This window comes from Salmonella sp. 32070601201500089SM, assembly GCF_017573605.1.
Classification (GTDB): Bacteria; Pseudomonadota; Gammaproteobacteria; order Enterobacterales; family Enterobacteriaceae; genus Salmonella; species Salmonella enterica.
Genome location: NZ_JAGETK010000002.1, coordinates 29546 through 43244 on the forward strand (window position 1 = coordinate 29546; position 13699 = coordinate 43244).

Here is a 13699-nt window from a genome sequence, read left to right on the forward strand (position 1 = left end):
GTGGCAAGGTGGCCCCATTTTCAGTAGAGGGGATACGAGATGTTGAATGCCTGGCACTTACCGGTTGCCCCATTTGTGAAGCAACATAACGATAAATTAACCATTACGCTGTGGCTGAGCGGAGAAAATCCGCCGTCTCGCGTGACGTTGCGCTCAGAATTCGATAATGAAGAAATCTCACTGGCGATGCGCAAACAGCGCCGCCAGCCGCAGCCGGGCGTGACGGCGTGGCGAGCGACGCTCAATATCGCGTTAGGGCAACCCCGTCGCCGTTACAGCTTTAAATTGCTTTGGCATGACCGCCAGCTTTGGTTTACGCCACAGGGATTTAGCCGTTTTCCGCCTGCGCGTCTGGAACAATTTGCGGTTGATGTGCCGGATAGCGGCCCGCAGTGGGTCGCCGATCAAATTTTTTATCAGATCTTCCCGGATCGTTTTGCCCGCAGCCAGTCTCGTGAAGCCGGGCAGGATAAGGTGTATTACCACCATGCTGCCGGTCACGACATCGTGCGTAAAGAGTGGGATGAACCGCTCACCCCCCAGGCGGGCGGTTCCACCTTTTACGGCGGCTGTCTGAATGGCATTTGTGAGAAGCTGCCGTATCTGAAAAAACTGGGCGTCACAGCGCTATATCTGAATCCGGTATTTACCGCGCCGAGCGTCCATAAGTACGATACGGAAGATTATCGCCATGTCGATCCGCAATTTGGCGGCGATCGGGCGCTGCTACGCCTGCGGCGTGAAACCCAGGCGCAGGGCATGAGGCTGGTGCTGGATGGCGTGTTTAATCATAGTGGCGACTCGCATGCGTGGTTTGACAGGCATAACCGCAGCACTGGCGGCGCGTGCCATCACCCGGACTCGCCGTGGCGCGACTGGTACTCCTTTTCACCACAAGGCGTGGCGCTGGACTGGCTGGGTTATCCGAGCCTGCCGAAACTCGATTATCAATCAGAAACGCTGGTCGATGAGATCTATCGCGGTGAGGACAGTATCGTTCGTCACTGGCTAAAGGCTCCGTGGAATATGGACGGCTGGCGGCTGGATGTCGTACATATGCTGGGCGAGGCGGGCGGGGCGCGTCATAATTTGCAGCACGTCGCCGGTATTACCCGGGCGGCAAAAGAGGCGCAGCCCGAAGCCTATATTGTGGGGGAACATTTCGGCGATGCGCGGCAGTGGCTACAGGCCGATGCGGAAGATGCCGCCATGAATTATCGCGGCTTCACCTTCCCGCTATGGGGATTTCTCGCCAATACTGATATCGCTTACGAACCACAGCATATTGATGCCCGGACCTGTATCGCGTGGATGGATAACTACCGCGCCGGGCTGTCACATCAGCAACAACTGCGCATGTTTAATCAACTCGACAGCCATGATACTGCGCGCTTTAAAACTCTGCTGGGTAAAGACGCGGCGCGCCTGCCGCTGGCGGTGGTCTGGCTGTTTACCTGGCCCGGCGTGCCATGTATTTATTACGGCGATGAAGTCGGCGTGGACGGCGCAAATGACCCCATGTGCCGCAAACCGTTCCCATGGGATGAACGCAAGCAGGACGGCAACTTGCTGGCGCTGTACCAGCGTATGGCGAAACTGCGCCAGAGCAGTCTGGCGCTGCGTCGTGGCGGATGCCAGGCGCTGTATGCCGAAGGTGACGTAGTGGTATTCGTGCGAGTTTATCAGCAGCAGCGGGCGCTGGTGGCTATTAACCGGGGCGAGGCCTGTGAAGTGGCGCTGGAAGCGTTGCCGTTGCTGAACGTGGCCGGATGGCAATGTAAAACGGGAAGCGGTGACATCCGTGAGGGAAGACTTAGTTTACCCGCGATTTCCGCGACGGTATGGATGAATCGTTGAGGCGAGGTGGTTCGTAACACCTTACGCATAAAAAAGGCTCGCATTCGCGAGCCTTTTATCAATGCACTGACTTACAGGCTGGAAATGTTCTCAGCCAGGTATTTAGCCACGCCATCCGGAGAGGCGTTCATGCCTTCTTTGCCTTTTTCCCACTGCGCCGGGCAGACATCACCGTGCTCTTCGTGGAACTGCAGCGCGTCGACCATACGCAGCATTTCGTCGATATTACGACCCAGCGGCAGATCGTTTACGACCTGGTGGCGAACAATACCGTTAGCGTCAATCAGGAAAGAGCCGCGCAGCGCAACGCCTTCGTCCGGGTGTTCGATACCGTAAGCTTTCTGAATTTCACGCTTCACGTCGGCGACCATTGCGTATTTCACCGGGCCAATGCCGCCTTTATCGACAGGGGTGTTACGCCATGCGTTGTGAACGAACTCAGAGTCGAAAGAAACGCCGACCACTTCAACGCCGCGCTTCTGGAATTCTTCATAACGTTTATCAAAGGCGATCAGCTCAGACGGGCAAACAAAAGTGAAGTCCATCGGCCAGAAGAACAGAACGGTCGTTTTACCATTGGTGTGCTGTTTGAAGTTGAATTTATCAACAATCTCACCGCTACCCAGTACCGCCGCAGCGGTGAAATCCGGGGCCTGACGAGTAACCAGTACCATAATAATTCTCCTGCAATATTAAGGGTTTTAGAACGCAACGCGGGCAGTATAGGGAGGGCGAAGCGACAAAACAATGCGGTCTTGACAATCAATGAGACAGCTTTTGCCTATCGATCGGGTCATTATAAATCGTAATGATGACCCTTTTATGACAGCGAACGATCTTTCTGCCAACGGCGGATCTGACGCACGCCCTCGCTATCAGGCCGTCACAGCGCTTTGCGGGCGGCCTGTGCCATCATACGCGGATAAAAATGCCAGAAGCGCTCTTCTAACGCGTCGTAGTGCGCGTCCAGATCGTACCAGGAATCACGCAAGGCATCCAGCCGGGGACGGCGATTCGCCATGCCATTCAGCACGTTTTGAATGAAATCCATATCGCGATACCGCTCTAACCATTTTTCTGACCAAAGATAATCATTCAGGTTGACAAAGCGCGGCGGGGAGTCGGGCAGAATCGTCGCGACCTGCGCATGGGCGTAGCCGACAAACGCCTGAAGTGGAAAATCAGGGGAGATTTGCGTCCAGTGGCGCGATAAAAAATGATCCCACATGACGTCCAGCGTAATGGGCGCCACGCGCCGCGTTTCATGGCGGAACCACTCTCGCGCCTCACGAACTTCCGGCAGGTTGTCGGTCATGACGTCAATACGCCGATGCATATAAATACCCTCTACCACGTCAGGAGGATAATGTGTTGCCGGGTTACCGCGGACAAAATCGGCCAGAAGATTACCGGAAAGCGAGCTGTCGGCAAGGTGCGCCAGATGCAGGTGAGCAAGAAAATTCATTATTGATTCTCTGTCCAAAAAGCGGGTAACGGTTGCAGCGGGAACGCCCCGGCACTAGACTACCCGCCTCTTATTTTAGTCTGAGTCAGAGTCATGCGCGTTACCGATTTTTCCTTTGAACTACCCGAATCCCTGATTGCCCACTACCCACAGCCGGAACGCAGTCGCTGCCGTTTGCTGTCATTAGAGGGGCCGACGGGCGCGCTGACGCACGGTACTTTCACCGATCTGCTCGATAAGCTCAACCCTGGCGATTTGCTGGTCTTCAATAATACCCGCGTGATCCCGGCGCGGCTCTTTGGCCGTAAAGCCAGCGGCGGCAAGATAGAAGTGCTGGTCGAACGTATGCTCGATGATAAACGCATCCTGGCGCATATTCGCGCTTCTAAAGCGCCAAAACCGGGCACGGAACTGCTACTGGGCGACGACGAAAGTATTCACGCGACCATGACCGCGCGTCACGGCGCTCTGTTTGAAGTTGAGTTTAATGACCCGCGTCCGGTGCTGGATATTCTCAACGCCATCGGCCATATGCCGTTACCGCCGTACATCGACCGTCCGGACGAGGACGCCGACCGCGAACTGTACCAGACGGTCTACAGTAAAAAACCGGGCGCCGTCGCCGCGCCGACCGCGGGGCTGCACTTTGATGAGCCGCTGCTGGCGGCGCTTCGTGAGAAAGGTGTCGAAATGGCGTTTGTTACGCTACACGTAGGCGCGGGCACTTTCCAGCCGGTGCGTGTCGATACCATTGAAGATCACATCATGCACTCCGAATATGCTGAGGTGCCGCAAGAGGTGGTCGACGCGGTGCTGGCGGCGAAAGCGCGCGGCAACCGCGTGATTGCGGTCGGCACCACCTCGGTACGCTCGCTGGAAAGCGCGGCGCAGGCGGCAAAAAGCGATTTGATAGAGCCGTTCTTCGGCGATACGCAAATCTTTATTTATCCAGGTTATCAATACAAAGTGATTGATGCGCTGATCACCAACTTCCATCTGCCGGAATCGACGTTGATTATGCTGGTTTCCGCATTTGCCGGTTATCAACACACCATGAATGCCTATAAGACTGCGGTAGAACAAAAATATCGCTTTTTTAGCTACGGGGACGCGATGTTTATCACGTACAATCCGCAGGCTATTTCTGAGCGTCCGTAAGAAGGCTATCTCACTTGCCATTTTGACGCCGGGCAGTGCTCGCCATCCTCACGTACTGCGTGTACGCTCCGGTGGCTGTGCGCTGGTCGACCCCAAACTGGCTGCGCCGATGACGCCTTCGGGAATTTATTAGCTATGGAATCATTCCGTAGCGAGTCGTTAAACGTCGGACTGTTTTTCTGACGCAGGAGTGATAATGAAATTTGAGTTAGATACCACCGATGGTCGCGCGCGTCGCGGTCGTCTGGTGTTTGATCGTGGCGTAGTGGAAACGCCTGCTTTTATGCCTGTGGGTACTTACGGTACCGTGAAAGGCATGACGCCGGAAGAAGTGGAAGCGACCGGCGCGCAGATTATTCTCGGCAACACTTTCCACCTGTGGCTGCGTCCGGGTCAGGAGATCATGAAGCTGCATGGCGATCTGCACGATTTTATGCAGTGGAAAGGGCCGATTCTCACCGATTCCGGCGGCTTCCAGGTCTTCAGCCTCGGCGATATTCGTAAGATTACCGAGCAAGGCGTGCACTTCCGTAACCCGATCAACGGTGATCCGATTTTCCTCGATCCGGAAAAGTCGATGGAGATCCAGTACGATCTCGGTTCCGATATCGTGATGATCTTTGATGAATGTACGCCGTACCCGGCAGACTGGGACTATGCGAAACGCTCGATGGAGATGTCGTTGCGTTGGGCGAAGCGTAGCCGCGACCGTTTTGATAGCCTTGGCAATAAGAATGCGCTTTTTGGCATCATTCAGGGCAGCGTTTACGAAGATTTACGCGATATCTCGGTGAAAGGTCTGGTAGAGATTGGCTTTGATGGCTACGCTGTCGGCGGTTTGGCTGTCGGTGAGCCGAAAGCAGATATGCACCGCATTCTGGAGCACGTTTGCCCGCAGATCCCGGCTGACAAACCGCGTTACCTGATGGGCGTGGGTAAACCGGAAGATCTGGTGGAAGGGGTGCGTCGCGGTATTGATATGTTTGACTGTGTCATGCCAACGCGAAATGCCCGTAATGGTCATCTGTTTGTGACCGACGGCGTGGTGAAGATTCGTAATGCAAAGCATAAAAGCGACACCAGCCCGCTTGACGCCGAGTGCGATTGCTACACCTGTCGCAATTATTCACGCGCTTACTTGCATCATCTCGACCGTTGCAACGAAATATTAGGTGCGCGTCTCAATACCATTCATAACTTGCGTTACTACCAGCGTTTGATGGCGGGTTTACGCAAGGCTATTGAAGAGGGTAAATTAGAGAGCTTCGTAACCGAGTTTTACCAACGTCAGGGGCGACCCGTTCCACCTTTGAACGTTGATTAATTTTAATAATGAGGGAATTTGAATGAGCTTTTTTATTTCTGATGCGGTAGCGGCAACAGGTGCTCCAGCGCAGGGCAGCCCGATGTCTCTGATTTTAATGCTGGTGGTGTTTGGTCTGATTTTCTATTTCATGATCCTGCGCCCGCAGCAGAAGCGCACCAAAGAGCACAAAAAGCTGATGGACTCCATTGCGAAAGGTGATGAAGTTCTGACGAATGGCGGTCTGGTCGGTCGAGTGACCAAAGTAGCGGAAGCCGGCTACATTGCCATCGCGCTGAATGACACCACGGAAGTGGTTATCAAACGTGACTTCGTAGCTGCCGTTCTGCCGAAAGGCACCATGAAGGCGCTGTAATATTTCGTTTTCCCAAAGGGAACTGCCGTGTTAAACCGTTATCCTTTGTGGAAGTACATCATGCTGGTCGTCGTGATTATCGTCGGCCTGCTTTACGCACTTCCCAACCTGTATGGTGAGGATCCGGCTGTTCAAATCACTGGCGTGCGCGGCGTCGCCGCCAGTGAGCAAACGCTGATCCAGGTCCAGAAAACGTTACAAGAAGAAAAAATTCCCGCTAAGTCTGTGGCACTGGAAGAGGGCGCTATTCTTGCGCGCTTCGACACCACCGATACCCAGCTACGCGCCCGTGAAGCGCTGATGAGCGTGCTGGGGGATAAATATGTCGTGGCGCTTAACCTTGCGCCGGCTACGCCGCGCTGGTTGGCGGCTATTCACGCCGATCCGATGAAGCTCGGTCTTGATCTGCGCGGCGGCGTTCACTTCCTGATGGAAGTGGATATGGATACCGCGTTAGGTAAACTCCAGGAACAAAATATCGATAGCCTGCGCAGCGATCTGCGTGAAAAAGGCATTCCTTATACCACCGTTCGTAAAGAAAATAATTATGGGTTGAGCATCACGTTCCGTGACAGCAAAGCGCGTGATGAGGCGATCGCCTATCTGACGCCGCGTCATCGTGACCTGGTGATTTCCAGCCAGGGCGGTAATCAACTTCGCGCGGTAATGACCGATGCGCGCCTGAGCGAAGCGCGCGAATACGCCGTTCAGCAGAACATTAATATTCTGCGTAACCGTGTTAACCAACTGGGCGTCGCGGAGCCTGTCGTACAACGCCAGGGCGCAGACCGTATTGTGGTTGAGCTGCCGGGTATCCAGGATACCGCTCGCGCGAAAGAAATTCTCGGCGCGACCGCGACGCTGGAATTCCGTCTGGTGAATACCAACGTTGACCAGGCCGCCGCTGCCGCCGGGCGCGTACCGGGCGATTCCGAAGTGAAACAGACCCGCGAAGGTCAGCCGGTGGTATTGTACAAACGCGTGATCCTCACCGGCGACCATATCACCGACTCGACGTCCAGCCAGGATGAATATAACCAACCGCAGGTTAACATCTCGCTGGATAGCGCAGGCGGCAATATCATGTCTAACTTCACTAAGGACAATATCGGCAAACCGATGGCAACCCTGTTTGTGGAGTATAAAGACAGCGGTAAGAAAGACGCTAACGGTCGCGCCGTACTGGTGAAACAGGAAGAGGTGATTAACATTGCCAACATCCAGTCTCGGCTGGGTAACAGCTTCCGTATTACCGGTATCAGCAACCCGAACGAAGCGCGTCAGCTCTCGTTGCTGCTGCGTGCGGGCGCCCTGATTGCGCCGATTCAGATCGTTGAAGAGCGCACCATTGGCCCGACTCTGGGTATGCAGAACATCAAGCAGGGCCTGGAAGCCTGTCTGGCCGGTCTGGTGGTCTCCATCCTGTTCATGATCTTCTTCTATAAGAAGTTTGGTCTGATTGCGACCAGCGCGTTAGTGGCTAACCTGGTGTTGATTGTCGGTATCATGTCGCTGTTGCCGGGGGCAACGCTCAGTATGCCGGGGATTGCGGGTATCGTGTTAACCCTTGCGGTGGCGGTCGACGCCAACGTTCTGATTAACGAACGTATCAAAGAAGAGTTGAGTAATGGCCGCACGGTACAGCAGGCGATAAACGAAGGCTATGCCGGCGCGTTCAGTTCCATCTTCGATGCGAACATCACGACGCTGATTAAAGTCATCATTCTGTATGCTGTCGGTACCGGGGCAATTAAAGGGTTCGCGATTACGACCGGTATCGGTGTGGCGACGTCGATGTTTACCGCGATTATCGGTACGCGTGCTATCGTAAACCTGCTATATGGCGGCAAGCGCGTCACTAAGCTGTCAATCTGAGGAGTGCGATGTGGCACAGGAATACACTGTTGAACAACTAAACCACGGCCGTAAAGTCTATGACTTTATGCGCTGGGACTTCTGGGCATTCGGCATCTCCGGGCTGTTGCTGATCGCGGCCATTGTCATTATGGGTGTACGCGGGTTTAACTGGGGGCTGGATTTCACCGGTGGTACGGTAATTGAAATCACGCTGGAAAAACCGGCTGAAATGGACGTGATGCGCGAAGCGCTGCAAAAAGCGGGCTATGAAGAGCCGCAGTTGCAGAACTTTGGCAGCAGTCACGACATTATGGTGCGTATGCCGCCAACCGAAGGTGAAACCGGCGGTCAGGTACTGGGTAGCAAAGTGGTGACGATCATTAATGAAGCCACCAACCAGAACGCGGCCGTGAAGCGTATTGAATTCGTGGGGCCAAGCGTGGGCGCCGATCTGGCGCAAACCGGCGCTATGGCGCTGCTGGTGGCGTTGATCTCTATCCTCGTTTATGTCGGTTTCCGCTTTGAGTGGCGACTGGCGGCAGGGGTGGTCATCGCGCTGGCGCACGACGTAATCATTACGCTGGGGATACTGTCGCTTTTCCATATCGAGATTGACCTGACCATTGTGGCATCGTTGATGTCGGTGATCGGTTACTCGCTGAACGACAGTATCGTGGTCTCTGACCGTATTCGTGAAAACTTCCGCAAAATCCGTCGCGGGACGCCTTACGAAATCTTTAACGTGTCGCTGACCCAGACGCTACACCGTACGTTGATTACCTCCGGTACGACGTTAGTGGTAATTCTGATGCTGTACCTCTTCGGCGGTCCGGTACTGGAAGGCTTCTCGCTGACCATGCTGATTGGCGTTTCTATCGGTACCGCTTCGTCTATCTACGTGGCATCGGCGCTGGCGCTCAAATTGGGCATGAAGCGAGAGCACATGCTGCAACAGAAAGTCGAGAAAGAAGGGGCGGATCAGCCGTCCATTCTGCCGTAAGAACGTATTTAAGCGTTGTTTGAGTCCCGGTCATGCGACCGGGATTTTTTTTGTTTATGTACCATGACGATAAACATTACTGACAGTATGCTGTCAGGAGCCCTGTCATACACTCCTCATGAATTTACCCACACAGGCAGGAGGATGTATGAAAAACATCATTAACTGGTTTGAAATTCCGGTCACTGATATGGCGCGTGCAATCACCTTTTATGAGCAAGTGATACAGATATCGTTACGCCGTGAAAATATGGACGGGACGGATTTGGCCGTATTCCCGTATGCTGAGCCAGCACCCGGCGGAGCGTTGATAAAACATGATGATGTCGCTCCAGTTGCGCAGGGAGTCGTTATTTACCTGCATACCGCGGATTTGTTAGCCACAATTGAACGTATCGTTCTCGCTGGCGGCAAGTGTGTTCTGGAACCGATAGAGCCCGGAGATGATATTGGAACTATTGCTTTGTTTATTGACAGCGAAGGCAATCGAATAGGTTTGCATCAACCCGCGTGATATTCGCTAAAATAAGAGAGTCAATATGACCCGACGCGCTGACCGTTTGTTTCAGATCGTGCAAATTTTGCGGGGTAGACGACTGACGACGGCAGCGCTGTTGGCACAGCGGCTTGCGGTTTCTGAACGGACGATTTATCGCGATATTCGCGATCTGTCGTTATCCGGTGTGCCTGTCGAAGGTGAAGCGGGGAGCGGATACCGTTTAATGGCGGGTTTTGATCTGCCGCCCTTGATGCTTACCCATCGTGAATCGGAAGCACTGATGGTGGCTATACGGTTATTGAAAACCTGGGGCGGCGATTCGCTATCGCGCGAGCTTGAATCCGCCCAGGAAAAAGTGTTGGCCATTTTGCCGGAAGAGAGCCGCCGTAAAGCGGAGCAGACACGGATTTACGCTCCGGATTTGGGTACATCTCCACATTCGCGCAGCGCGTTTGATCTTATCCATCAGGCCGTTTCGGCGCAGCAGGTGTTGGCGCTACATTATCGTGATGAAGCGGGGCATCTCTCTTCGCGGGATATACAACCGCTGGGATTGTTTTTCTGGGGAGAGCACTGGCTGCTGGTTGCCTGGTGTGAGAGACGGGAAGACTATCGGTGTTTTCGCCTCGATCGCTGTTTACAAATTACTCCGCTTAACCGGCGATTTCGTGAAACAATCGACCGTTCTTTGCGTGATTTTTTGCGAAAAGTCGAGCACGAAAAAATGCCGTAAGATGTGATAGCGATACCTCTAACGCTTGTAAAACGGGTTGATTGGTCATCAGTTTGCCTGAAATAGCCTTGCTTACCTGGATATATAAGTTGCACAGAATCATTGCTAAAAGCCCGGCTTCGCGGGAAACTGCGCATAACCCTTTGTATTATTCAGGTACCTGTTAATTATGGCTATCATCCCAAAAAACTACGCGCGCCTGGAAAGCGGCTATCGTGAAAAAGCGCTGAAGCTGTTTCCGTGGGTGTGCGGACGTTGTTCCCGTGAGTTTGTGTATTCAAATCTGCGTGAGCTGACGGTGCATCATATCGATCATGACCACACCAATAACCCGGAAGACGGCAGCAACTGGGAGCTATTGTGCCTCTACTGCCACGATCATGAGCATTCTAAATATACCGAAGCCGATCAGTACGGTTCGACGGTCATTGCCGGGGAAGATGCGCAAAAAGATGTCGGCGAGGCGACTTATAACCCGTTTGCCGATCTGAAAGCGATGATGAACAAAAAGAAATAAGCAGACTGCTGACAAAGCTGTTGGTGCTGTTGAATGTTAGGTTACGCTTCGCTCCACCCAACGGAATCCGCAATATAAATGAATTATTGGTTTTCGTAGGTCGGATGCAATCCGACATTTTTTCAGCCCCGGAGTTTGTCGTCAGCCCCCAAACGTCCTGTAACGCATACATTGTCACTGGAGTCCCGATCGCAAGGTTGGGATTTTTTTGTTTTTAAGTCCTGCCGATACTGGCGAGCAGAGTAGAATCAGCGGTAAGCCGGGGCAACCCGGTGAGGCGCAATGTTGCGGGGGCTTGATCCCCGGTGGCCTTGTCGCTGGAAAGAGAAAACCCCCGCACATTGTTCGGTATTCACCGGCAACATTACGGGGGCTAACTTGACTCCAGACAAGTTGAGGATAGCCGCGAACCGTTGCCATTGCAACAAAGGCGGCAATATGACGCTCACAGAGTTGAGCATTACTATCTGGCACGATCTGGCGGCACCAACGCTGGTCGGGATTGCGACAGGTCTGTTTTTAGGCTGGTGGCATCGCCGGAAGTAATGTGAAGTGGGCGCGACTCGCCGCCGCATGGCAGCATGCGCCCGAAACGGGCCAGAGGACGACCTCTGGCCTTTTTTGCAGGTTTAGAAGTTATAACCCACGACCAGGTAGCCGCCCCAGCCGGTAGATTTCGCGCTGAAATCGCCGTCGCCCCAGTTCAGTTTTGCGCCATTCTGCCACTGTCCGCCGTTATGGAAGTAACGCGCAACGACCGAGTAGTGCCAGTGATCGTAGTTCAGCGCCAGGATATGGCTAGAAGCGATGGAGTTGCTGGTACGGTTCGGATCGTCGCCTAAATCAGATCCCCAGTCAAAGTTGGTAAAGCCGATATAGCTCAGTTTACCGCCCCACAGATCGGTGATGGGGACGAAGTATTTCACTTTGAAACGGTAGCCGTCCCATTCGTTTTCATTGGACGCGCCGTAGTTTTGCCACTGATATTTCGCATACACGTTCAGCGACAGGCCCATCGGCAGGCCGGTGTCGATATCGGTCCCCAGACCCATATACCATGTGCTCTGGCGGCTGGCTTTGTTATCGCCCATATCGTAGATGTAGTTGTTGGCGAAATACCACTCTTTAAACGGGCCGAAGCTCAGGTCTGCGCCGGTCAGCTTATCAATCGAGAAACGCGGTTCGATTTCCATGAACAGCGGAGAACCGTCGGACCAGATACCTTTATCGTTGCCGTTACCCCAATCAAAGGTTTTGGGAATATCGATATAGCCGTAGAAATCAAACCAGTCTTTTTTGGCAAATGCTTCATATTCCAGATAGACGTCGTTGTTCAATTTCGGCGAGAAACGGGTATGGTAGCTGCCTACCACGTTTACGCTCTGGTGCCACCAGTCGGACAAATACTGCGGCTGATCATTTTCTGCTGCGTTAGCAGTAAAAGATGAGGTGAGCGCCAGCGCTGCGCTGACTGCGAGTAAAGTTTTTTTCATATGTATGCCACTGTTTGAAATCCCTTACGGGAGTGAAAAGAACGCAATTTGCGTTTCTAAATATTTCGTGTTTCTGCGGAGCCTATTATAAAAATCATTGCTCACAAAAATATGTCTTGTTTCACATATCTATCATTTACGTAATCGATTGCGTTCACGTTTGCGCATTTTAGACGCGGCGACAGTACTATCTTTCATGAATATTACCAATTCATGTCATAAATGACGGAAATGTCAGTAGGGCAACAAAAGTCGCGCGGGGGATGTTGCGGAACGCACAAAACGCTCCGCCAGAACGTTTATTGATTAACAGGCTGAATATCATGGATGCGAATGAAGCCTAACTGCGCCGGTGTGATCCCCTTCAACGGTAACGAAATATTGACATCACTGGGCGCCAGCAAACTGGCAGGGGCATTTACCAGAAGGCTCTGTGCATTCACCTCCTGATAGTTCTCCGTAGTGCCCTGAATTTGCCCGTACTCTACGGTAGCGCTGAATGCCGGCAGCGGATCGCGGGACTCGCCCTGAATGCGTAACGTTGCGTGAGCGCCGTCTGCGACAGGCGTAATCTCCAGCAACGTCATACGTAGCGTACCGATCTGACTCTCCAGCCGGGCAGGCGTATTGGCGCCAGGCAACAAATAGACGCCGCGGGTTGACTCCGCATTCAGCTTATTTTGTTGGGTAATTTTTACCGTTTCCTGATTCAGTTGGGTCATCTCTTTATTCAGGGTGCTAATGCTTTGATGCATCTGGCGAACTTCGCTCTGCGGCGCGCAGGCGGTCAGGCTCAAGAGACTTCCCACCAGGAGAATTCTTAGGTAACGTCTTGTCATGTCGATCATTTCCTTCATGGTTCGATAGCGTAATGGTAGTGCGCTATACGCACAAAGGCACCGATCCTTTATCTCAAAAGCGCTCCGCCTTTGTTGTCGCGCCAGTTCAGGGTAAAATAGCATTTCCTAAATCATCTGGTCAGGACGCCGTATGCATTGCCCATTTTGTTTCGCCGTAGATACCAAAGTCATTGACTCTCGTCTTGTAGGCGAGGGCTCGTCCGTGCGCCGCCGTCGGCAGTGCCTGGTGTGTAATGAACGCTTTACGACCTTTGAAGTGGCTGAACTGGTCATGCCGCGCGTGATAAAAAGCAACGATGTGCGCGAACCCTTTAATGAGGATAAGCTGCGTAGCGGCATGTTGAGAGCGCTGGAAAAAAGACCCGTCAGCGCAGATGATGTTGAAATGGCATTGAACCATATTAAGTCACAATTACGTGCCACTGGGGAGCGTGAAGTTCCCAGCAAGATGATTGGCAACCTGGTCATGGAGCAGCTGAAAAAACTCGATAAAGTCGCGTATATTCGCTTTGCCTCCGTCTATCGCAGTTTCGAAGATATCAAAGACTTTGGCGAAGAAATCGCTCGCCTACAGGACTAAG

At 53.1% G+C, this 13699-nt stretch carries 15 protein-coding genes; 11 read left to right on the top strand and 4 right to left on the bottom strand.

What is annotated here, in order from left to right:
• Positions 1-39 precede the first annotated feature (39 nt).
• Positions 40-1857, top strand: a complete 1818-nt coding sequence (gene malZ, locus J4728_RS03610) for a maltodextrin glucosidase (RefSeq protein WP_000930724.1) — start codon at positions 40-42, stop codon at positions 1855-1857.
• A gap of 71 nt (positions 1858-1928) precedes the next feature.
• Here malZ and J4728_RS03615 read toward each other — a convergent pair whose 3' ends face one another.
• Both J4728_RS03615 and acpH read right to left on the bottom strand, forming a co-directional pair.
• Positions 1929-2531, bottom strand: a complete 603-nt coding sequence (locus J4728_RS03615) for a peroxiredoxin (protein ID WP_000244731.1) — start codon at positions 2529-2531, stop codon at positions 1929-1931.
• Between the two features lie 209 nt (positions 2532-2740).
• A complete protein-coding gene (gene acpH, locus J4728_RS03620; RefSeq protein ID WP_001009858.1) occupies positions 2741-3322 on the bottom strand; it encodes an ACP phosphodiesterase in 582 nt (193 codons plus the stop codon).
• Positions 3323-3415: 93 nt separating this feature from the next.
• On the opposite strand from acpH, the gene queA reads away from it, so the two are divergent.
• From queA to J4728_RS03665, 9 genes are all read left to right on the top strand, one after another.
• Entirely contained in the window at positions 3416-4480 is a 1065-nt protein-coding gene (queA, locus tag J4728_RS03625; protein WP_052934493.1) for a tRNA preQ1(34) S-adenosylmethionine ribosyltransferase-isomerase QueA, read from the top strand.
• Positions 4481-4676: 196 nt separating this feature from the next.
• The gene (tgt, locus tag J4728_RS03630) at positions 4677-5804 is read left to right on the top strand and encodes a tRNA guanosine(34) transglycosylase Tgt (protein WP_000667305.1); all 1128 of its coding nucleotides are present in this window, start codon (positions 4677-4679) and stop codon (positions 5802-5804) included.
• 22 nt (positions 5805-5826) lie between these two features.
• Positions 5827-6159: a preprotein translocase subunit YajC gene (yajC, locus tag J4728_RS03635; protein WP_000007628.1), complete on the top strand. Its 333-nt coding sequence runs from the start codon at positions 5827-5829 to the stop codon at positions 6157-6159.
• A 27-nt stretch (positions 6160-6186) separates the two neighbouring features.
• A complete protein-coding gene (secD, locus tag J4728_RS03640; protein WP_000934808.1) occupies positions 6187-8034 on the top strand; it encodes a protein translocase subunit SecD in 1848 nt (615 codons plus the stop codon).
• Positions 8035-8044: 10 nt separating this feature from the next.
• Positions 8045-9016 (top strand): protein translocase subunit SecF, encoded by a 972-nt coding sequence (secF, locus tag J4728_RS03645; protein ID WP_000046629.1) that lies wholly within the window; start codon positions 8045-8047, stop codon positions 9014-9016.
• A 148-nt stretch (positions 9017-9164) separates the two neighbouring features.
• A complete protein-coding gene (locus J4728_RS03650; RefSeq protein WP_208211215.1) occupies positions 9165-9530 on the top strand; it encodes a VOC family protein in 366 nt (121 codons plus the stop codon).
• A 25-nt stretch (positions 9531-9555) separates the two neighbouring features.
• On the top strand, positions 9556-10248 hold the full coding sequence (locus J4728_RS03655) for a helix-turn-helix transcriptional regulator (RefSeq protein WP_000198318.1): 693 nt from the start codon (positions 9556-9558) through the stop codon (positions 10246-10248).
• Positions 10249-10417: 169 nt separating this feature from the next.
• Positions 10418-10765, top strand: a complete 348-nt coding sequence (yajD, locus tag J4728_RS03660; protein ID WP_000974818.1) for an HNH nuclease YajD — start codon at positions 10418-10420, stop codon at positions 10763-10765.
• A 438-nt stretch (positions 10766-11203) separates the two neighbouring features.
• The gene (locus J4728_RS03665) at positions 11204-11311 is read left to right on the top strand and encodes a type I toxin-antitoxin system toxin Ldr family protein (RefSeq protein ID WP_000176312.1); all 108 of its coding nucleotides are present in this window, start codon (positions 11204-11206) and stop codon (positions 11309-11311) included.
• A gap of 83 nt (positions 11312-11394) precedes the next feature.
• Here the strand turns inward: J4728_RS03665 and J4728_RS03670 are convergent, their stop codons facing one another.
• Positions 11395-12258 carry a nucleoside-specific channel-forming protein Tsx gene (locus tag J4728_RS03670; RefSeq protein WP_000752021.1) on the bottom strand — a complete coding sequence of 288 codons (864 nt, stop codon included), beginning with the start codon at positions 12256-12258 and terminating at the stop codon, positions 11395-11397.
• A gap of 299 nt (positions 12259-12557) precedes the next feature.
• Positions 12558-13097 carry a DUF3251 domain-containing protein gene (locus J4728_RS03675; RefSeq protein ID WP_000198486.1) on the bottom strand — a complete coding sequence of 180 codons (540 nt, stop codon included), beginning with the start codon at positions 13095-13097 and terminating at the stop codon, positions 12558-12560.
• 151 nt (positions 13098-13248) lie between these two features.
• On the opposite strand from J4728_RS03675, the gene nrdR reads away from it, so the two are divergent.
• Positions 13249-13698: a transcriptional regulator NrdR gene (gene nrdR, locus J4728_RS03680; RefSeq protein ID WP_000543533.1), complete on the top strand. Its 450-nt coding sequence runs from the start codon at positions 13249-13251 to the stop codon at positions 13696-13698.
• Position 13699: the final 1 nt, after the last annotated feature.